Source organism: Streptomyces sp. SS7 (assembly GCF_037993025.1).
Lineage (GTDB): Bacteria > Actinomycetota > Actinomycetes > Streptomycetales > Streptomycetaceae > Streptomyces.
In genome coordinates this window covers 8,112,585-8,133,405 of record NZ_CP141223.1, presented here as the reverse complement: position 1 = coordinate 8,133,405, position 20,821 = coordinate 8,112,585, and the positions used below count along the sequence as shown (strand labels likewise).

Genomic DNA, 20,821 nt, shown 5'->3' with positions numbered 1-20,821 from the left:
CCCTGTCATGCCCTGACTCCCCGCCGCGCCCCCGGCCCCTCGTGTCCGCCCCCCGCCGACAGGACCCCACCATGCGTTTCGCCTCGTACGAGTACCACGACCGCCACCATGTGGCCGTCGTCGCGGAGGACGGCACCCTCCGTCCCCTGCCCGGTGTCCGCTCCCTGACCGGCCTGCTCGGCGCGGCGGGCGGTCTGCCCGGACTGCTCGGCGCGGGCTCCGCGCCACCCGGCCTCCCGGCCGGCCCCCACGTCTCCGAGGTACGGCTGCTGTCCCCCCTCCAACCGCCGACCGTGCGGGACTTCGTCACCTTCGAGGAACACGTCGAGGGCGTACGGCGGTCCGTCGACGGGGCCGCCGGAGTACCGGAGCGGTGGTACGCCGCCCCGACGTTCTACTTCACCAACCCCTACGCCGTGTACGGCCCGCACGACGACATCCCCGTGCCCCCGGGGTCGAGCGTCCTCGACTTCGAACTCGAGGTCGCCGCGGTGATCGGCAAGGAGGGCCGCGACCTCACGCCCGAGCAGGCCCGCGACCACATCGTCGGCTACACCGTCCTCAACGACTGGTCCGCCCGCGACCTGCAGGCCGCCGAGATGAAGGTCGGCCTCGGCCCCTGCAAGGGCAAGGACACCGCCACCACCCTGGGCCCGTACCTCGTCACCGCCGACGAACTGGAGAAGCACCGCGACGCCGACGGCTTCCTGCGGCTCGGGCTGACCGCCGAGATCAACGGCGAGGTGGTCGGCGAGGACCTGCTGTCCAACATGAGCTGGACGTTCGAGGAGATGGTCGCCTACGCCTCGCGCGGCACCTGGGTGCGTCCCGGTGACGTCCTCGGCTCGGGCACCTGCGGCAACGGCGGCTGCCTCGCCGAGCTGTGGGGCGTCCGGGGCAGGCAGGACCCGCCGCCGCTGAAGCCCGGAGACACCGTCACCCTCACCGTCGAGGGCATCGGCAGCACGTCCAACACCGTGGTGGCCGGCGGGGACGTCCTGCCGGTTCCGGTCGGCCGGCGCCGCTCGCGGGAGCGGCCGTGAGCGAGCCGCGTCCCCAGCGGCTGCTGGGCAAGGTCGTCGTGGTCACGGGGGCGGCGCGCGGCCAGGGCGCCGCGGAGGCCGAGGCATTGAGCCGTGAGGGCGCCCGGGTGATCGCCACCGACAGGACCGAGGCACCCGGCTGCCGTCGCCTGGACGTCACCAGCGAGCAGGACTGGGAGGCGCTCGCCGTCTACCTGCGGGAGACGTACGGGCAGGTGCACGGCCTGGTCAACAACGCCGGCGTCACCTGGCGCGCCCGGATCGACGACGTGCGCCCCGAGGACATGGCCCGGGTCCACGCCGTCAACGTCACCGGGCCGCTCCTCGGCATCCAGCACCTGGCGCCCCTGATGCGTCCGGGGGCGTCCATCGTGAACGTCGGCTCGTCGGCGGCGCTGACCGCCCACTACCCGGTCGCGTACACCGCCAGCAAGTGGGCGCTGCGCGGCCTCTCGGCCACCGCCGCCATGGAACTGGGGCCGCGGGGCATCCGGGTGAACACCATCCATCCCGGCTTCATCGAGACCGAGATGACCGCCTCCGCGCCGCCCGCGTTCCGCGAGGCCAACCTCGGCGGGACGCCGCTCGGCCGCACCGGAACCGTCTTCGAGATCGCGCCGCTCGTCACGTTCCTCCTCTCCGACGAGGCGTCCTTCATCACGGGAGCCGAGATCCCGGTCGACGGCGGCCTCACCGCACACGGGGGCGCCAAGCCGATCTCGGACGCCCTGCGCCGGGACACCTGACCGTTCTCGGCCCCGGCACGTACCGCTGGGAGGAGACAAGGCGGAAGCCCGTGAGCGAGCGGTTCCCGTCGGCCCCGTCGGGGGCTGATCGGACCGTCAGTTCCGGACGATGCGCCGGCGGTTGTCGGCGGTGCCGTCGTCCGAGCCCTGGACGGCGAACGCGCCGACAGCCGTGGAGCTGTTCGCGATGGCGAGCAGCTTTCCGCTGTGCTCGTCGCGGATCTTGCCGTGGTCGTCGGCCGGGTTCTGCTGGCCGATCATCTGGTTCAGCCATGCCCGCTCGGAGCAGTCGAACAGCGCGACCCGTCCTTGTTCAGGTAGCCGGCGACGGCGTTCGCGTTCCGGGCGCGGAAGTGCCATGCCCGGGAAGTGGAGCGGGACAGACTGGGATCTGTCGGAAAATGTGTCTGAAATTAATGCCCAGATGGGACGGGCGTCAGACGTGTTCCCGGCAGAGGTGCGGCGGCATGGCTGCCGTGCAGCTGTGCCACCGCCCACAGTGTAGCGGCTGGCATGGCGGTGGCTGGAGGGTTGGTCGTCTTGGCCGCCGGGCGGGGTAGGTCCGGCCGGGCGGTGCGGGCGGTTCAGCAGGGGCTTGCGACCGGGTGGAGAGGTGGGCCATGCTGCGAGACCGAGTGGCTTCTGACCCAGGGCTCGAGTGATGGAGTTGTTGACCCAGGCGAAGCCGATGTAGATCAGCAGGCCGGCGTTGGCGCCGTAGGCGGGGACTCGTTCGTGTGGGTAGGCCTGGTCGAAGCGGGAATGGTTCGACTCGCTGTCCTGCCGGAAGCCCAGGAGTCGGCGACCGGCGGGGGTGTCGGGTGGGATCTGCCTCAGATGTTCGGCCCGGTTGAAGCGCGGCTTTTTGCTGGACGGGTCGATTTCACGGTCTTCTTTGGTTTCATCCACGCGAATACGCAACTTGTGGTCGCCACGTGAGCAGGGGATGACGAGGCGATGGTAGAAGCGACTCTTCTTCTGCTTTCGGCGCTCCAACTCTTCGACGGGAAGGGGTGTGTAGTAGGTTTCCCCGTCCACGGTGATGTGGCGCTGGCAAACCCTTCCCTCCGCGGTGTAGAGGTCATGACTGCACTTTTCGTTTTCTCCGTAACATTTTTCGTAACGCTGTAGGGAGTGAGGCTCCAGTCCGCCGTGCTGACGCGTGAAAATTACGATTCCGTCCGCGATCAGAGGGGCTCGATGGACGCCGCGGAGAGCGGTGTCGTAGGTGAACGCGCGGACACCGGGTGCCCTGCTCAGCAGGTGATGCATGAGTCTGACCACGGCGGTCCCTTCGTCTTCCCGTTCGGGGTCGCGGCTTTTCGTCTTGTGGCGGATGGATTCCAGCGCGAGGATGACTCGGCTGTGCGGGGTACGGGCCACGCGGACGGCGAGGGAGAGGAACTTATTTCCGTAGACCTTCCGGCCTCCGCCTTCGGTGGTGTAACTGGCGTCTGGGTCCACCCTGCGGCGCCGCTTCTCGCCCGTTTTTTTGTCCAAGGTTACATGCCGGGTTTGTTTGGAGGGTGGTTTGGCGACTGTTGCGTCGCCGTGGATAACCTGATCGCGCTCGGGACGGATCCAGCTTCCGCGTGACCTCGATTCCGCCATCATTCCCATGTCGAGAGCTTGGCGAATCCATAACTCCCGGCTGGCGTCACGAACGGCAGCCATATGTTTTTTTAGATGGTTCGCGAAGAAGTAGTTCCACTGGCTGAGACTGGGGCCGAGCGGTTTGAGGGAATTGGCTTCCTCGGACCCCAGGTGCTTTCGTACAGCTTCGCGTACCGTGTTCCACCAGAGTTCGCGTTGGAGATGTCGTGCTGTGCTGCGGGCCGACTGAAAGATGGATATCGAGCACAGAAAGACGAAGTAGATGTAGGGAGGGTACTCCGGCGGGCGTCCGACGCTGCCGGGTTCGCGAACCGGCAGGGCCTGCCGGACCGCCTCGAACAGATCGGGATTGCTCAGGAGGAAGTCGAACCGCTCGTCGATCGCCAGCGGGGGCGCTTGAGGGCCCGGCTGAGGCGCGGGGTCTGAGGCGGAACCGAAGACGTCGTCGGGGATCGGGCCCAACAGCCAGTCGCGGGCCTTGGTGCTCTTCCCCTTGGGTCGGCGGGAGCGTTTCTTGGGCGTGGTCACGCCACCTCACCGCCTTCGCCCTCAGAGTTCCACCGATGGCCGGCGAGCGCGGCCGCGGTGTCGAGGGAGGACAAGCCCAGGCGGCGGGCGACCTCGGAGAGTTGGCCGGTCTCGGAGAAGATCCTGCGGGCGACATAGCGGGTGACGTCCTTGGGCTCGACCCTGCGGTCGCGGGTGGCCAGTCCGCTGCGCCGGGCGATGTCGCCGAATCCGGAGCAGACGCTGGCCTGAGAGCGGTAGGCGGACGAGGCCATGGTGACCAAACGCGGCGGCGATCCAGTCTCCCCACCGCGTACGAGATGGGAGTGGCGCAGCCACAGCACCCGCACGCCCCACTCGTCGAGGAGGCAGCAGCGGCCACGTGTCCGGGTGGCGCCGTCCGTCCAGATCTCGGCTTCGGTGAGGTCGAGGTCGTCCGTGGTCGCGGCGGCGATCTCCGCGGTGTGCAGGCCGGCCAGCAGCAGTGCCAGGAGGGCGGCGTGCCGGGTGGCGGGCATACCGCGTTCCGCGTGGAAGCGGAGCAACTGCATGTCAGCGTCGGTCAGTTGGGTTCCCTGTTTGCGAGGGTCTCGTGGGATCGGAGGGAGGTCGACGAGCGGTGCCGCCTTGGTGATGCGGAGTGCACGCGCTTCCTTGAAGAGCGACTCCAGGGCGGAGCGGCGCTGGCGGCGGGTGCTGCCGGCCGGGTTGAGGATGATGCCCTGGTGCCGGTCATGGCCCGGAGCTTCGATGAAGTACGAGGCGAGTTGGGGGGAGACGTCGTCCAGGTGGGTCACGCCTTGTGCCTCGGCGAAGCGCTGGAGACGTTCGGCGATCTGGGTGTAGAGGATGACGGTCTCGAGGCTGAGTTCGCCGGAGGCGGCGCGTTGCCGCCAGATACGGGCGACGGACAGGAGAGCGTTCTTGATTTCTATCCTGGCCACGGGCACCTTCCCGTTTCCGGCCGCGCGAACAGGCGCGCGGCACAGTCTTGCCGCGAAGGGGCGCCCGCCCGTTAACGTGGGCGGTGCCCCTCACCTTGTGTGAGGGCATGCCGAAGCCCCTCGAGCGCGGCTGTGCCGCGCGTGGAGTGGTGGAAGCGGGGGTCCGGCAGTGCCACCCGGCCAAGGGATGCGGCGCTGCCGGACCTGCTCTGTTTGTGCGGTCGTCTACGTCATGGACGATCCCCTCAACTTGGCCAGGATCGCGGCCAGTCCGCGGAGATGGCCGTGGAGGGCGACCATGTCCTCCGCGGACAGGCGAGCCAGATCGGCCAGCAGGATCGGCGGGCTGAGCAGGCGGATCAGGTCCTTGTGCGCGGTGCCGGAAGCCGGCAGGTCGGCGTGCGGGCGTGGCGAGGGAATGGAAGCAGCAGGCTCCGCGCTCTCGTCCGAGGGATCGACGGGCGCACCGTCCGCTACGGAGTCCGAGGCTTCTGCTCGTGACCGAGCACGCGGCTTCGGGATGGTGGCGCCCTCGTTCCAGCGCAGGTAACCACCGTCCTCGGGACGCAACATGCCGACGGCGACCATCAAGTCGACCAGGATCTCCACCTTGCGGTGCTGCGCCTCGTCGGCCTGGGAGAGGCGCATCAGTTTGCTCACGAGACCGACCCGCAGCGCGGCACCCTGTGCCAGGCGGTGGCTTGCGCCTCGAGCGAACCAGGACTTCTGCCAGGCCTCCCGCAGTGCGCGCAGACCCTTCTCCTCGCTCGCTTCCCATGCCTGGGCAACTTTCTTCCCCGCCTCCGTCGGCCGGTAGGCGCTTCGCCCTGGTGCCTGCTCGATGAGTCCGTACGCGCGCACGAAGGCCATGACCAGCCCGCAGCGGCGGGCGGGAACGTCTGTGACCTGCTCAAGATCGCGCGCGGTGAAGGTGTCCTTGGCGGCGCACGAGGCACGAGTGATCGCCAGATGCTCATGAGCCAGGACCCGGTCCGTCGGGAGGGGCTTCGTGGCCGGAGCGGGGGCGTTCCGGCGGCTGCTCGTCACCGCTCGGCTCCTTCCTCACAAGCCCTGTTCATGCGGCCGTAGGGAATCTCCCGGATACGAACGTCGGCGTTGGCCCTCACAAGATCTTGCCACTTGAGTAGCATGGCTGAGGGTGGGGCGCATCCTGGCGGCGCCTCCGTCACACTGTTCACATGCCTGGAGGAAATCGACGTGCCAAAAAGCCGTATGCATACGTCGTCGACGGCCCTTGGCCGTACGCCGTGATGGATCACCACCTCGGGGCGCAGGTGGCCCAGGTGGTGGCCCGGGCGCTCGCGGAGGTCATGGAGCGTCAGAAGATCAGCGCCAATGCGCTGGCCCAGGCGAGTGACGTCAATCGACAGGTGATCGCCAACGTGCTGGCCGGGACCGTGTGGCCTGATCTGTTGACCGTGGCGAATCTGGAGGGTGCTCTCGGGGAGCCGCTCTGGCCCAATCACCTGGAGTGGCCGCGGGACGAGAGCGGGCGGAAGGTACAGCCTCAGGCCGAGGGGATCACCCGGCAGCGAGGCGTGGAGACGGCGGAGCGTGACGAACGCCGTCCTTGAACGTAAAGGGCACTCGGGCATGGCTGTTCGACCCTTCAGGGTTGAGTTGGCCGAACGCCCGGTGCGCGCTACGGCAAGCCGGTAGCGTCGAGAGCGGCGACCTGTTGGGCGCTGACCGCCGCCGTGTCGAGGCCCAGGGCTACCAACCAGGAGGCTAGAACGCGGCGGCGGACTATTGCTGTGGAGTTGTAGCTGGGTCTCGGACTTACGGCCCGCGTCGGCATGGGATCAAGCGGCCCGCCAGGGGGCCGCGAGCCGGTAGAAGACGTTCATTCCCGTGCCGGTGCTGTTGGGCCTCTCGGTTTTGGCCAGTGCGCCGAGCCTGCAGAGGTTGTCCAGAACGGAACGGTTTCGGCGGACGGCGTCCGAGGGATCGCCGAGGGCGTCGGTGACCGCTCGCGCGCTCCACTCGCGCTGACCGTCTGTCGAGATCACCTTCATGAGGATCACGGATCGCTCCCCCCTGACGAGTACGACCGGATTTCCGGGAGGGAGCTGCGGGGCCGCGGGCGTATCTGTCTCGGAATCGGTGGGTGCCATGGGCGGACTCTCCGGATCGGGGACGACGCGGAGGTGCGGACTCGGCGACTGAGCTCGGGCGGCGCGCAGCTGCTGGCCTTCTCGTACGGCCGCGCGCAGGGACTCCAGGACGCGGGCTGCCGCCTCGCGGTTTCCGCGGGCATGCTCAAGCTCCCCTTCGAGCTCGGCGATTGAATCGCGCAGCCGGCGCAGTTGCTCTTCGTGGGACTCGATGAGCGCGTCGCACTCGCGGAGCATCTGCTCCAGGTCCTGAGCCACCCAGTCTGCCGAGGGCAGGTGGCCTTCGAGCCGACTCATGGCACCCACAGTAGAGGTGAGTCAGGCGGGCCGTCTGCCCGTATGGCAGAGGAGGACAGACACGGTCAGACCCGGGCAGGGATGGCTCGTGCGCGATCGGTATTGCGCCCAGGCAGACCTTCTGCCACCTGCCTAGTCGCCGGGCGGAGCAGGGCAGAGAGCAGGGAGGCATCCGGGTGGTGCACGATTGCAAGTCTCAAGCGTCATCCGGATCCGGGGTTGCTCATGAAACCTGGCTTCTTGGGCTGCCTGCCCCGCTCAACGGCTCTGGGATGCCGCGTCGTTCACACGGTCATGGAGCGGACGTCCTGTTCGGTGATCTCCTCCCGCCCGGAGAGGATCGCGTCGATGCAGGCGGAGCGCACGAGGTGGGCCAGGGTGCCTGCCCAGCCACCCGTCCTGCGGTGCAGTGCGGGTGCCAGTTGGAGCAGAGAGCCGGGCTGGTGACGGCGTAGGCGAAGGGCCTTGTCGAGGGATTCGACCAGGCATTGCCAATCCGGCCCGTACGGTACGGGGGCTGCCTGCACGCGAGCCAGACGTCCCTGACCTGCCCCGTGCGCTGGCGCGAACGCGTTCTCCGCCGTGTCTGAGGCGGCGTAGACGAACAGGGCAGGCACCTGATCTGCCAGGTAATTCAGAGCCTCAACCGGGGGTGTACTAGGGGAAGTTGTGGCTTCCGGAAAGATGTCGTCCACCAGGACCAGACCGGTCTTCGATGAGGTCAGGGCTTCCTGGACCGCCTCGGAGGCCTCGACTGTGCTCATCCTGCCTGGGTGAGGAGGGAAGCCGATGAGTTTTCCCAGCCGGAGGAGTGCTGTCCGGTCGCTGTCGGCCGGGTGGAGGCGGAGGTAGACAGCCTGGCCGAGGGGAAGGTCGGCGATGGTCGCATCAGCGAAATGCCGGCCCAGTTCCTGCAGCGCGGTGGTCTTTCCGCTGCGAGGCGGTCCAGTGATCAACAGGCCTTGTCTCCCGCCCGTGGTAGTCCGGTTCAAGAGGGCAAGTCGGGCGCTGAGCCGGATTACCTCTTGGAGCAAGGGCGTGCGGAGAATGGGGAGTTGAGCGTGGTAGGAAAGCCGTTCCTGGGCCGAGTCCAGCTCGGCCGACGGCTTTCGAGTGGGGACATCGGGCAGGGATCGGTGCGAAGTGCCGACCGCCCTCCAGGTCCGCCTGGAGGGCGGCTGCCCCGAGACGCCGATGGCCAGGGGTGCCTCCAACCAGACATCCGTTCTCGTGCGGACCCACACCTGACGGAGGTCGTACGGGTCAAATCGCACCTTGACAGGGCGAGTTGACCGCAGCGAGGCGAGTTCGACGTGGGAGTAGCGATGCCCCTTGACGAACAGGCCCTTCTCCGTCACCTGACGGGTCACGCTGGGCAGAAGGTGCATCCTCGCGCGCCTGCCCAGGGGCAGATGTACCCACCCCAGCCTGGCGACGCAGGCTTCGTACGCCGAAGAGGGCGTCGCGTGTCGGCGCAGGCCACCTGGTGCCTGCAGTTTCCATTGGGGCTGGTGTTGCCAGACCGATTCCACCCATTGCTCGGCCCGGTCCTGCAACCAGCTGATGCGAGAGACGTCGTCGTGTGGGGGGTCTCCCGCGAGCGTCGTCAGCTCCGCGCTGAAGACGGTGACGAGTCTGCTGATGATCCGCTCTCCACCCGTCTTTTCCACCGGACGTCGCTTCTCGATCCGGATGCCCATGGCGCGGCACTCGTTCTGGAACTCGCGCCACCGGCGCATCTGTGAACCGTCGAGAACCAGTGATTCAGGCAGGATCAGCGGTACGGGCGCGTGCTCATCACTGCTGACATACGCAGTTCGAAGGGCAGGCGGACCGCACAGGCGGGCCAGCAGAGCCGGGCCGTCCACTGCGTCGTGGGGCATGTGAACCGTCAACGTGCAGATCATGTGCGTCAGTTCGTCCATCGCGACCGTCATCCGCACTGATCGCAGGGAAGGGCCGGCCATGTGCGCGGGAAGTGGCAGCTCGAACGTGTCGACGAGGACGCGCTCGCCAGGGCGGGAGAGCCTGATTCCCTTCTTGTCGATCAGGGTGATGCCACGTGCGTCGCCGTGCTGGTCCCGGATCATTTTCACCAGCCGCTGGAACGTGGAGCGTGATGGCAGGGGTACCGCGCCGATGCCGTATCGCATATCCAGCATGCGACCGACCAACCGCCGGTACTCCTCGGCTGACGTGTTACTCCCTTGCCGGACCTCTTCCGCCATGAGCGTCAGCAGCACTTCCAGGACGCGTGGGTCCTGGTGTGCGCCGGGAGTCCGCTCCCGCACGGCGCGTCCGTCGACCAGTCCGTCGAGCCCTTCCGCCTGGTACGGGTCGTCAGGTGCCGCTCCGACGACGACGTCGACTCCGGTCTCGGCGGCCACCTCCGTCACCCCTTGCACGATCGCCAGGTTGGTGAGGTCGGGCAGCCGGTCGAAGGCCAGGTCGACGATGTGTACCGGTTTCTGCGCACCGCCGATGCCGCGCGCCACGTAGTGGTGCTCCAGGAGCAGCCGCGCGACGCGAGCCTGGTTCCCGGGGAGACATCGCGGCGGCCGTCGACCACCTTCGACACGGTCGCCACGGACACTCCGGCCGCTTTGGCGATACAGGTCAGGGTCGGCCGGTCCCTTTCCGCGATGCGCTTCGCCATGCTGCTCCCTGCGGGTACGGACGCTGACAAGGTGACTCCGTGGCCGCTCAGCCGAAGGCCAACCGGAGGTGCCCGGCGCCGTACTCCCGCTCCCGCCCGTCGGGCATCACCAGCACGTACGCCAACGGACTGTCCACCTCGATGCCCGTGCCGTCGAGGGCCACCGACAACAGGCCGACCGGAGTCGGAGCCGCACCCTCGGCCCGTTCCAGCAGGCCGTAGGCGGGTGCGATGCGGGCACGGGTGAAGCCCGGCTCGGCGGGGGTGACACCGAGGACATGGGTGACCAGGTCACGGGTTGGGGTCGAACTCCAGCCGTGGACAGGTGATCCCCATCCCCAGCACTCGCCGAAGGTGTCGTAGCCGTCATGGAGGAAGACGCTCCAGTCGCGCATCGCGCGGACCAGATCGGCAGTTCTCCCGGCGATGGCTGCCGCGTCGTGGACCAGGTAGCTGAGAAAGGGCTGGGCCCGGACGACCTCTTCCTCCGTGTCCCAGTCGATGCGCCGGACACCGCGCCGCTCGTCCGCCATCTTGCGTTCGTCGTAGCCGCCATCGCCGCCGATCCAGGAGCGGATGACCAGACGGGACGGGTCCATGATGCGGTCGATGATCCGTTGATGGCGCTCGGCGGGAGCGAGTCCGGAGGCGATGGCGGCGGCGCCGGCCGCCTGGGACGTCGCGGGCTGGGGTGAGCCCTCCACGATGTGGTCCAGGTAGGTGCCGCGGAGCTCGTCCCAGAAGACCTCGAAACCGGTACGGACCCGCTCCCACAGACCGGCCGCCCAGGCTGCGTCAGCGTGGTTGCCCAGCAGGGCGCTGATGTCGGCGTATTCGGCGAGGCCCCGCGCCCACAGGGCGGTGACGACAGAACTCGCGTCATTGGCGAACACGCTTGACCAGTCCACCAGGTTCCACTCGGGTACGTTGCTGAGCACGCCGTCGGCGGTGAGGTAGGGCAGGTACCAGGCCAGGACCCGCCGTGCGGCGGGGGCGAGTTCGGCCAGCCGGTCCCGGTCGGCGGTGTAGCGGTAAAGGTTGTGGACGCCGTGCAGCCAGTGCAGCGACCAGTCCGGGATGGTCGTACCCCCGCCCTGTTCGATGTCGCCGACCACGCTCATCGGCAGGATGCCGTCCGAACGCGGTGAGTTCCCCATTTCGACGTACCGCCACGCGAGTCGCCAGTCGGTGGAAGTGGTCAGGTGCACCATCTGGTGTACCACGCCGTCCCCCACCCAGGCGCGCTGCTCACGGGTCGGGCAGTCGATGAAGGCGTCGTGGGAATTGAGCTCCACGGTCCGCATCCCGGCCGTGTAGAGGGCGTCCAGCTCGGGGTCGCTACTGCGGAAGTACGCGTTCCCCGCCCGCGGGTAGAGGTGTTCACGCACCTCGACATCGTTGACGCGGACCGGGCCGTCCCCGCTGATCAGGGCATGGAGGTAGCGGAAGCCGTTGACTTCGAGGGCCTCGAAGCGATCCCCGTGGCCACGCGCGACATAGCGGGCGCCGGTGTTCGGAGAGGAGATCGGATCAGGTACCCCCGGCGTGTACGGCGACTCCCGGTACATCAGATCGATCCGGGTCCCCCAAGGTGCCTCCAGGTCGACGGTGACGAAGCCGCAGACGATCCGTCCCATGTCGACGACCAGGTGCTGTGACCTGTCCGGGCCGAGGTCGAGTTCCACCGGCAACACGATGGGCGTGGGGGGCGGTCGGTCCGTGCCTGCCAGGTGGGCGCGGACCCGGGCGACCGGGTGCGGATGGTCGGGACCCTCGGCACACGGGGCCACCGCGGCGGCGGTCGGGGTGCACCGGGCTCCGCCGAGCGATCCGATCGGACGGGGCAGGAGGGGACCGTACGGGTCGGTGGGCGGCCTGCTGCGGGCCAGTGCGCCGAGATGGGTGGCCGGAATGACGGATGCGGGGCGCCATGGGGCGTCGGGCGCGCCGGTCTGCCAGTCGGGCGGCAGCCTGCGGGCGTCGAGGCACTCGACGGGCACTCCGTGGATGCCTTCTGCCGCGGCCAGGTGCCAGGCGCCGGGGTCCAGCACCTGCCAGCTGCCGTCCGTCACCAGCAGCCGGTCACCGAGATCCGCTTCGAACACGAGCACGGCGTCGCGCCCCAGGGTCGCGTTCGCGGCGGCGGGCTGCCAGAGGGAGTTGGCGTGGCCGTAGTAGGTGACCACGACGACCAGTGTGTTCTCGCCCGGCAGCGCGAGCGGCGCCAGGTCGATGTCGTCGTAGTGCAGGCGCCGTGGCTGGGAGCGCACGGGACCGCGTCCGGCCTCGCGTCCGTTGAGATGGACGACATAGCGCGCGTCGGCGGTCATCCGGGCCGGGATGGAGTGCGGCACGGCGGCGAGGTCGAACGACGTGCGGAAGAGGTAACGGCCGAAAGGGGCGCGGGTAGCCGGCGGAGCGAGTCCCGCGGACTCGGGTTGTGGCAGCTGTGGCCCGATCCAGTGCGCCTTCCAGGAGGACTCACGCAGGACCGCATGGGTGCCGCGCGCGGGGGGCGGGGACGGGGCGGCGCCGTCGGGGGAGGCCAAGGCTGCAGTGACGTCGGTCATGGGAGGGCTCCGGTGGTGTTCGCTGAAACCGGCTCTTGCCTGCGGCCTGCCGGTCGGGCACAGTAGAGCACACCCGGCCAACTAGTTGGTAGGTAGTTGATCCAGTTATTTCGCCACCGACTCCAAGCCGCTTCCGAATGATGTGAATCGTTTTAGAACGATCGCTGGGACGGTCGGCCGCTGACGGACGCCGCAGTGAAGGTTCGCCTGGTCATGCCTGGCGAAATCCGGCTCACTGCACTCGGATCATGGAGGTGATAGCTATGGGTGAAGAAGGTTCACGCCGGTCCGAAGTGACCGAAGGCCGCCTGTTTCGTTGCGTGCCGTGCAGCGCCCGAAGTGTGGTCACTTTAAGGTCGGCACGATAAAAAACGTTTCAGAGAGTCTTGCCTGACCCCACCGTGGCGGCTACGTTACCGGCACATCTCGCACCGACCGGATCGGCTGTGTGCGAGCCCTTGATACGGCCTACAGGTCCGTGGAGGCGCCGCCCGGCGAGCCGTCCACGCTTCACTCCGGTATTGGCCGGAGCGACGAACTCCCGTGCCAGAACGTCCCGGCATCACAAACCCGAACTGACGCTCCGTGACGCAGGGACGGCAACCGAGCCGCAGGGCGCGCGGCCGACGCCGGGTATCCAAACCGCGACCGGAACTGCCCTGCGGTGCCTCGGGCACCGGCGTGGCCACATCCCGGCGACAGCCGACGGCTCGCGCTGCCGTCCTGCCCGGCCGGTCTACCCCCTCCACCTTCCGATTCGTTTCGCAATGCAAAGGAGAATTTCATGGTGGGCATGGATCGCCGCGCGTTCGGCAAAGGCATGATGGGGCTCGGCTTCGGAGCCCTGCTCGCGGAATCGGCGACCGCCTGCACCAGCGTCGGCCCGGGAACCGGCACGGGCGGCGCGGGCACGGCGAAGACGCTGACACTGGCGCTCGACGTCGCATACGGTTCGTTCGACCCGGCCCAGCAGGTGAGCGGCTTCTCGGGCGTGCTGCCCTGGCAGGCGTGCTTCGACACCCTGCTCAGGTACGAGGCAGACGGGAGCGTCTCCCCCAACGCGGCCGAGAGCTACCGCTTCAACGACGACAAGACCCGGTTGACGCTCACCATCCGCTCCGGGATGAAGTTCACCGACGGCACACCGGTGGACGCCGCAGCGGTCAAGGCTTCGCTGGAGCACATGAAGAACGGCGGCGGTCCCGATGCCGGCCGACTGGAAGATGTCACGGTCACCGTCAAGGACGCCTCCATGGTCGTGCTCACCACGCCGAAGCCCAAGGGCCTGCTGCCGACATTCCTCTGTCTGGCTCCGGGCATCCTGTCCAGCCCGGCGTCGCACAAGGCGAAGAACCGTGACACCACACCGGTCGGCTCCGGCCCCTACAAGCTGGACACGGCGGCCACCACCATGGGATCGACCTACACCTTCGTGCGCAATGAGCACTACTGGAACAAGGCCGCGTACCCCTACGACAAGGTCGTCCTGCGGGAGATGCCCGACATCACCGCGCGCCTCAACGCCCTCAAGTCGGGGCAGATCAACGGTGCCCCGCTCACCTCGCAGACCATGGCGGAGGCTGCCAGCGCCGGACTGGTGTTGCAGAAGGACCAGGTCAACTGGGCCGGTCTGTGGCTCAGCGACCCCCACGGCAAGGTCATTCCCGCGCTGAAGCACGTAGAGGTGCGCCAGGCCATCAACATGGTCTTCGACCGCGAGGCGATCCTGAAGGCCTTCTTCCAAGGCCAGGGCAAGGTCACCAACCAGATATTCCACGAGGGCAGCGAGGCGTATCTGGCCGACAAGCTCGACTACTACGCCTACGACGTCGCGGGGGCGAAGAAGCTGATGAAGAAGGCCGGCTACGCAGACGGCTTCACCTTCGACTTCCCCGTGATCCCCGGGTTCGAGTCCTTCACACCGATCATCGTGCAGCAGCTCGGTCTGCTGGGCATCAAGGTCAAGCAGATCAAGATCGCCGCCAACCAGATGTTCACCGAACTGTTCAGCGGCAAGTACCCGATCTTCGTCATGTTCATCGAGTCGCGCACACCCCTGTGGGACATCGACCAGATCGTGGTGCCCGAGGCGGTCTGGAACGTCAACCACGCCTCCGACCCCGAACTGCAGCCCCTGCTCGACAAGGCGCAGGCCCTGGACGGCGCCGCAGCGGCCGAGAACGCCCGGGCGATCAACAAGTTCCTGATCGAGCAGGCCTGGTTCTGTCCGTGGGTCCTGCCGACCGACTTCTTCGGCATGGACAAGCGCACCTCCGCACAACCGTATCTCGGCAGCGTCGTCCCGTACCTGCAGAGCTTCAAGCCGCTGTCCTGACGTTTGTTCCGGCACTTGACAGAGAGTCCGAGCGCTTCGGAAGGGGAGCAACCATGCTCAGGTTCGTCGTGCGGGAGGTGCTGTCCGGCATCGTCCTCACAATCTTCGTGACCGCAGTCACCTACGCCACGGTTTTCAGCGACGGTCCCGGTATCGCCCGGCGCGTCCTCGGCCAGAGCGCGACCCAGGACCAGGTGAGAGCGAAAGTCACCGAACTCGGTCTCGACCAGCCCGTCGCCCTCCAGTACGGCAAATGGCTGGGAGGGCTGCTGCACGGCGATCTGGGCGCGAGCTGGTTCACCGGCGAGCCGGTGACGAACATGCTGGCCAACCGGGTCCCCGTCACCTTGGCGATCATCCTGCCGACCCTGCTCCTCACCATGGCCCTAAGCGCAGTTGTCGGGGTCGCCGCCGCCCTACGCGGTGGCCGTCTCGATCGCTTCCTGCAGGTGACGGGTGCCGCAGGTGCCGCGATTCCGAACTTCGTGGTCGCGATCGTGCTGGTCTCCTCCTTCGCGGTCAGCCTGAAGCTGTTCCCCGCCACCGGATACGTCTCACCCGACGCCGACCCGGTGGGCTGGGCCCACTCCCTGGTACTGCCCATCCTGGCGGGGCTGATCGGTTCGGTCGCCGGCACCGCCCAGCAGTTCCGCGGAGCCGTCATCGACGTCCTGGACAAGGACTTCGTCCGTACGCTGCGCTCCCGCGGCATCCCCGAGCGGGCGGTGATCTACCGTCATGTGCTGCGCAACGCCGCCGGCCCGGGCATGGCGACCCTCTCCCTGCAGACGGTCGCCCTGATGGGCGGCGTCATCATCATCGAGCGGGTGTTCGCACTCCCAGGGATGGGACTGCTCACCAACGACTCCGCCCTCCAGGGCGACATCCCGGCGGTCATGGGATCGGTGCTGTTCAGCATCGTCATCGTGCTCGTCGTCAACATCACCATCGACCTGCTGGTCGGCTGGCTCAACCCGAAGGCACGCCTGTCATGACGGTCACAACAGCCAAGCGCCTGCTGCGCGATCCGCTGGGACTGCTGAGTTTCGCGGTCCTCCTGCTGATCGTGCTGTTCGGTCTGCTCTCCCCCGTCCTCGCCCCGCACGATCCCAACACGGCACAACTGGAGCTGACCAACGCGCCTCCGCTGACCGGCGGTTACCTGCTCGGCGGCGACCAGTCCGGCAGAGACGTGCTGTCCCGGCTGATGCACGCAACACTCGGCACGCTCACGGCATCGTCGCTGATGCTGCTGGTGTCGCTGGCGCTCGGAGTCAGCGCGGGACTTGTCGCGGGCTACTTCGGCGGGTGGTTCGGCACAGTCAGTTCCTGGGTCTCCAACACGATCATGGCCCTTCCCGGCCTCGTACTGCTGCTCGCGCTCTACCCCGTCATCGGACCCTCGGCCCTGACCGCGATGGCGGTCTTCGGCGTACTGATCGCTCCGTCCTACTACCGGCTGGTGCGCAGCCTGGTGGTAGGGGTACGGCGGGAGCTGTACGTGGACGCGGCGAAGGTGGCGGGGCTGTCGGACGTGCGGATCATGTCCCGCCATGTACTGCGCGCGGTTCTCGCGCCGGTCGTCGTGCAAAGCTCGTTCATCCTCAGCGCGGGCATCGCCATCCAGGCCGCCCTGGAGTTCCTGGGTCTCGGCGACGCGACCTCGCCCTCGTGGGGCGGCATGCTTCAGGACGCGTTCAACAACATGTACATCGCCCGCCTCAACGTCGTCTGGCCCGCTCTGTTGATCACCGTGACCACGCTGTGCCTGGTGCTGCTCGGCAACGCCCTGCGCGACGCCCTGCAGACCGCGTCGACCCAGGCCAAACCACTCACGCCGAAGGAAAGCGCGCGGCTGCGGGCCGACCGCACCACCTCTGCTGCCTCTGCCATCCCCATGAGGAGCGCCGAACCCGAAGCCGCCAACGCGCTGCTGAGCGTGCGTGACCTCGTCGTCGGCTATCCCACCAAGGACGGACAGCTGAAGACCGTCGTCCACGGTGTCAGCCTCGATGTGCACCGCGGCGAGGTTCTCGGCCTCGTGGGAGAGTCTGGGTCGGGCAAGTCGCAGATCGCCTTCTCGGTCCTCGACATTCTTCCGCGCGAAGCGCTCGTCCTCGGAGGTGCCATCACATTCGACGGCCTGGACCTACGCGACAGGAAAGTCCTACGAGAGGTGCGCGGCAGGCGCATCGGATATGTGCCACAGGAGCCGATGACCAACCTCGACCCGTCGTTCACCGTCGGCGTGCAGCTCAGCCACGGCCTGCGAGCCGTCAAGGACATCGGCAAGGCCGCGGCCCGCCGGGACCTCACCGAACTGCTCGGCCTGGTCGGCATCAAGGACCCCGGGCGGGTCTTCGACTCCTATCCTCACCAGATCTCCGGCGGCATGGCGCAACGCGTGCTGATCGCCGGTGCCGTCGCTGCCGAACCGGACCTGATCATCGCGGACGAACCCACCACCGCCCTGGACGTCACCGTGCAGGCCGAAGTACTCGACCTGCTGCGCGCTCTCCAGCAGGAACGCGGCATGGCCGTGCTGATGGTGACGCACAACTTCGGTGTCGTCGCCGACATCTGTGACCGCGTCAGTGTGATGAGCCAGGGAGCCGTCGTGGAGACCAATGACACCCTGGGCCTTTTCAGGGGACCACGGGAGGCGTGCACGCGGATGCTGTTCGATTCGATATTGGACGGCTCCGTCGTCCGCGAGCCCTGGACGAGGCCGGCGTGAACGAGATCGGTATGAACGAGACCGGCGTGAACGACGACTCGCTGCTGTGCATCTCGGGCCTGCGAGTCGCCTACCCGGGGCGGGGATGGCGGTCCCGGCCCGCCGAGGTGCTCAAGGGGATCTCCCTGCACATCCGGCCCGGGGAAACTCTCGGTCTGGTGGGCGAGTCTGGCTCCGGCAAGACCACGGTCGGCCGCGCCGCCCTCGGCCTGGCGCCGGTGACCGGCGGATCGATCAGGCTGGACGGTGTCGAACTGACCGCGCTGAGCGCCACGGAGCGCCGCCGCACCGCCCAGGACATCCAGGTCGTCTTCCAGGACCCCTACTCCTCGCTCAACCCGTCCATGACCATCGAGGAGATCCTGACCGAACCACTGCTCGGGCAGGGCCGGCAGGCAGGCCGCGACCGAGTGCGCCGGCTGCTGGACCGGGTCGGCCTGCCCGCCGACGCCGGGCAGCGGCTGGCGAGGGAGTTCTCCGGCGGCCAGCGACAGCGCATCGCCATCGCGCGGGCGCTCGCCCTGCAGCCCAAGCTGATCATCTGCGACGAACCCACCAGCGCACTGGACCTGTCCACCCAGTCGACAGTGCTCGACCTGTTCCTCGAAATCCAGCAGACCACCGGTTGCGCTTACCTTTTCATCAGCCACGACCTGGCGGTCGTACACAGAATGAGCCATCGGATCGCGGTACTGCTGCACGGCGAGGTCGTCGAGGAGGGCGACGCCGACCAGGTCTGTGACCGGCCGCAACACCCGTACACCCAGCGCCTGCGGATGGCCGCACTCGTGGCCGATCCGGTACTTCAGCGCGAACGCCGACTCGCCCGGCCGCGCACCTGAGGGTGCGGGTGCCATGGCAGAGGAAGACCATCCACACCACAGACCGGTCCTGCACCCTGCACACTTCTCTTTGATCAGATCCTTTGATCAGGTCCGACCCTTGGAGCGAAATGATCAGCAACGGCCGCAACCGCAGCGGTTCCGGCAATGGGCGTGAACGCATCCTCAAGGCGGCGCTGGGGGTGTTCTCCGCGCGGGGATTCCGCGCCGGCAGCCTGAACGACATCGCGGAGGCGTCCGGGCTGACGCGGGCCGGTCTGCTGCACTACTACCCGAACAAGCAAGCCGTCCTGCTGGCGCTGATGGAGCAGCGGGACACCAAGCTGCATGTGCTCCAGCCTGGAACCGATCGGACGTTGCTGCAACTACTGGAGGACATGGAGGAGCTCACGGCCCACGTGCTCGAGAACCGGGCGATGGTCCAGCTGGCGCACATCCTCACAGCGGAGGCGTCGGGTGAGGAGCATCCGGCCAAGGAGTGGGTGGCCCAGCGGTACTCGGCACTGCGGGCCGTGATGGCTGACGCCGTGCGACGATCGCTCGTAGCCGGGGAACTCCGCGCGGACACCGACCCGGAGGCTTTCGCGGCGCTCGTTCTGGCCGTCGCCGAGGGCGCGGAGAACCAATGGCTCCTCAGCCCGGAGACGGTGAACCCGGTGGCCGTCATCAGACAGCTGCGGCTCTTGTGCGAGGCTGCTCGCCCGTGAGCTCCACACTGTCGAGGATCTTGGTTTCCACGGGTGGGGAAGCATGATCAAGGGCCATGCTCGGGCTGTTCCAAAGGCCGATGCAGTCGCCGAGGTCTCCGTTGCCGCTCCGAACCGTTCCGGTGAGCAGATCTCGCCATGAGCAAGCAGGCCACGCGGACGGGCAACCTCGGCGGCACTAGAGCGATGTGGTACCCGCGCGACAGGCGCCCCGGCATCTCGCCCGCCCAACTGGCCACCTCTGTTTGCTGCGGTTCCTGCGCGATCTGTCGGACCGGCAGGGACCTGGCTGCCGGCCCACCCACGCTTCCACCTGCGCATAGTTCCTCCTCCTCCTCGCCACATGACCGGTGGCAGCCATCCGATGAGTCACAAGGGAAGAACCGATGACAGTCAACCCACTCGGCGCGTCAGCCGACACGCCGACGGCCCCGAGTGAAGGCGCCACGTCCACCGCAGGGCCCGCAACCTCCCCCGGGCCTTCGGCCACGGCCGGAAGGACCATGCGATGAGCCGGGCACAGCTCAGGGATGTCGCCCTCGAACACCACGTACTCGGTGATCCCGCAGATCCGCCACTCGTCCTCATCAACGGACTCGGGGAGCAGTTGGTGGCCTGGCCGAGGGACTTCCTCACCGCACTCACCGAACACCGGTTGCAGGTCATCACCTTCGACAACCGCGACACCGGTCTGTCGACGATGTTCCATGAGTACACGCCCGACCTGGAAGCGTTGACCAGTGCCCTGGCCGTCGGAGACACGCCTACCGTCCCCTACCTGCTCTCGGACATGGCCGACGACGTCGTCGGCCTGCTCCAGCACCTGGGACTGTCCTCCGCACACGTCTGCGGATTCTCCATGGGAGGCATGATCGCCCAAACGCTGGCAGCGCTGCATCCCACCCGCGTGCGCTCGCTGATCTCCCTGTCCTCGTCCCCGGGCCCTCCAGACCCGGATCCGGAGGTCACCGCCCTGCTCACCGCCCTTGGTGACGACCCGGTCGATCTGGATCAACACCTGGAGTTCCACCTGACAGTGGCTCGCAGTTGCGCGGGAGACGGCTTGCCGTTCGACGAGGCCGAGGCACGTGACATCTTGCTCCGCGCCCACAGGCGCAACCCCGACCCGACCGGCGCCAACCGCCAGCTCGCCGCCGTGCTTGCGTCGGGAAGCCGAGAAGCGATCCTGCCACGGCTGCGTACACCCACCTTGGTCATTCACGGAACACAGGACCGATGGATCCCACCGGAAAACGGGCTACGCATCGCCGAACTCGTCCCCGGGGCCCGTCTGGTACGCATCGAGGCCATGGGGCACTGGCTTGCCGGGCCTATCCGCGCTCACCTGGCCCAGCTGATCGCCGATCATGTCCATCAACACGCGCGACCGACCGCATCTGTCCGATCCGGAGTGGGAGATCCTCTGTCCGCTGGTTCCGGCGGTTAAGCCCGGTGGACGACCGGCGAGACATACCCGGCGGGAGATCCTCAACGCGTTGGCGTCCTGGCTGCGGGCCGGCTGTGCCTGGAGGCTGTTGCCGCATGACCTGCCGCCGTGGCAGACCGTCTACCACTACTGGCGGCGATGGCAGCAAGCAGGTGTGTGGGAGCGGATGTTGACGGCGCTGCGCGAGCGCGAGCGGGTGCAACTCGGCCGTGATCCCACACCCAGCGCGGCCATCGTGGAC

At 67.8% G+C, this 20,821-nt stretch carries 15 protein-coding genes and 1 pseudogene; 9 read left to right on the top strand and 7 right to left on the bottom strand.

Annotated elements, in window-relative coordinates:
• The first annotated feature begins 71 nt into the window (after window positions 1–71).
• Window positions 72–1,043: a fumarylacetoacetate hydrolase family protein gene (locus U5640_RS37405; RefSeq protein WP_340383189.1), complete on the top strand. Its 972-nt coding sequence runs from the start codon at window positions 72–74 to the stop codon at window positions 1,041–1,043.
• The gene (locus tag U5640_RS37400; protein ID WP_340383187.1) at window positions 1,040–1,789 is read left to right on the top strand and encodes an SDR family oxidoreductase; all 750 of its coding nucleotides are present in this window, start codon (window positions 1,040–1,042) and stop codon (window positions 1,787–1,789) included. The genes U5640_RS37405 and U5640_RS37400 overlap by 4 nt, the downstream gene beginning before the upstream one ends.
• Before the next feature lie 96 nt (window positions 1,790–1,885).
• Here U5640_RS37400 and U5640_RS37395 read toward each other — a convergent pair whose 3' ends face one another.
• The 3 genes from U5640_RS37395 to U5640_RS37385 all read right to left on the bottom strand — a co-directional run bounded on the left by U5640_RS37395 (window position 1,886) and on the right by U5640_RS37385 (window position 5,901).
• Window positions 1,886–3,931: a hypothetical protein gene (locus U5640_RS37395; protein ID WP_340383185.1), complete on the bottom strand. Its 2,046-nt coding sequence runs from the start codon at window positions 3,929–3,931 to the stop codon at window positions 1,886–1,888.
• Window positions 3,928–4,854: a hypothetical protein gene (locus U5640_RS37390; protein ID WP_340383183.1), complete on the bottom strand. Its 927-nt coding sequence runs from the start codon at window positions 4,852–4,854 to the stop codon at window positions 3,928–3,930. Before U5640_RS37390 ends, U5640_RS37395 begins: the two co-directional genes overlap by 4 nt.
• 225 nt (window positions 4,855–5,079) lie before the next feature.
• Window positions 5,080–5,901: a hypothetical protein gene (locus U5640_RS37385; protein ID WP_340383181.1), complete on the bottom strand. Its 822-nt coding sequence runs from the start codon at window positions 5,899–5,901 to the stop codon at window positions 5,080–5,082.
• Between the two features lie 152 nt (window positions 5,902–6,053).
• Here U5640_RS37385 and U5640_RS37380 point away from each other — a divergent pair, with 152 nt between their 5' ends.
• Window positions 6,054–6,449: a helix-turn-helix transcriptional regulator gene (locus tag U5640_RS37380; RefSeq protein ID WP_340383179.1), complete on the top strand. Its 396-nt coding sequence runs from the start codon at window positions 6,054–6,056 to the stop codon at window positions 6,447–6,449.
• Window positions 6,450–6,677: 228 nt separating this feature from the next.
• Here U5640_RS37380 and U5640_RS37375 read toward each other — a convergent pair whose 3' ends face one another.
• From U5640_RS37375 to U5640_RS37360, 4 genes and pseudogenes are all read right to left on the bottom strand, one after another.
• Window positions 6,678–7,286 carry a hypothetical protein gene (locus tag U5640_RS37375; RefSeq protein WP_340383177.1) on the bottom strand — a complete coding sequence of 203 codons (609 nt, stop codon included), beginning with the start codon at window positions 7,284–7,286 and terminating at the stop codon, window positions 6,678–6,680.
• Window positions 7,287–7,570: 284 nt separating this feature from the next.
• Window positions 7,571–9,781 (bottom strand): Mu transposase C-terminal domain-containing protein, encoded by a 2,211-nt coding sequence (locus U5640_RS37370; protein WP_340383175.1) that lies wholly within the window; start codon window positions 9,779–9,781, stop codon window positions 7,571–7,573.
• Between the two features lie 35 nt (window positions 9,782–9,816).
• Window positions 9,817–9,942: pseudogene (locus tag U5640_RS37365) on the bottom strand (LacI family DNA-binding transcriptional regulator); the annotation flags it as partial.
• 47 nt (window positions 9,943–9,989) lie between these two features.
• Window positions 9,990–12,512, bottom strand: a complete 2,523-nt coding sequence (locus U5640_RS37360) for a hypothetical protein (RefSeq protein WP_340383173.1) — start codon at window positions 12,510–12,512, stop codon at window positions 9,990–9,992.
• A 784-nt stretch (window positions 12,513–13,296) separates the two neighbouring features.
• Between U5640_RS37360 and U5640_RS37355 the strand changes: the two genes are divergently transcribed.
• The 6 genes from U5640_RS37355 (at window position 13,297) to U5640_RS37330 (ending at window position 20,580) form a co-directional block, all read left to right on the top strand.
• Window positions 13,297–14,847 carry an ABC transporter substrate-binding protein gene (locus U5640_RS37355; RefSeq protein WP_340383171.1) on the top strand — a complete coding sequence of 517 codons (1,551 nt, stop codon included), beginning with the start codon at window positions 13,297–13,299 and terminating at the stop codon, window positions 14,845–14,847.
• 53 nt (window positions 14,848–14,900) lie between these two features.
• Entirely contained in the window at window positions 14,901–15,842 is a 942-nt protein-coding gene (locus U5640_RS37350; protein WP_340383169.1) for an ABC transporter permease, read from the top strand.
• The gene (locus U5640_RS37345) at window positions 15,839–17,584 is read left to right on the top strand and encodes a dipeptide/oligopeptide/nickel ABC transporter permease/ATP-binding protein (protein WP_340383167.1); all 1,746 of its coding nucleotides are present in this window, start codon (window positions 15,839–15,841) and stop codon (window positions 17,582–17,584) included. Before U5640_RS37350 ends, U5640_RS37345 begins: the two co-directional genes overlap by 4 nt.
• Window positions 17,585–17,595: 11 nt before the next feature.
• The gene (locus tag U5640_RS37340; RefSeq protein ID WP_340385554.1) at window positions 17,596–18,426 is read left to right on the top strand and encodes an ABC transporter ATP-binding protein; all 831 of its coding nucleotides are present in this window, start codon (window positions 17,596–17,598) and stop codon (window positions 18,424–18,426) included.
• Window positions 18,427–18,536: 110 nt separating this feature from the next.
• Entirely contained in the window at window positions 18,537–19,133 is a 597-nt protein-coding gene (locus tag U5640_RS37335; protein WP_340383165.1) for a TetR/AcrR family transcriptional regulator, read from the top strand.
• Window positions 19,134–19,641: 508 nt separating this feature from the next.
• On the top strand, window positions 19,642–20,580 hold the full coding sequence (locus U5640_RS37330; RefSeq protein ID WP_340383163.1) for an alpha/beta fold hydrolase: 939 nt from the start codon (window positions 19,642–19,644) through the stop codon (window positions 20,578–20,580).
• The last annotated feature ends 241 nt before the right edge of the window (window positions 20,581–20,821 follow it).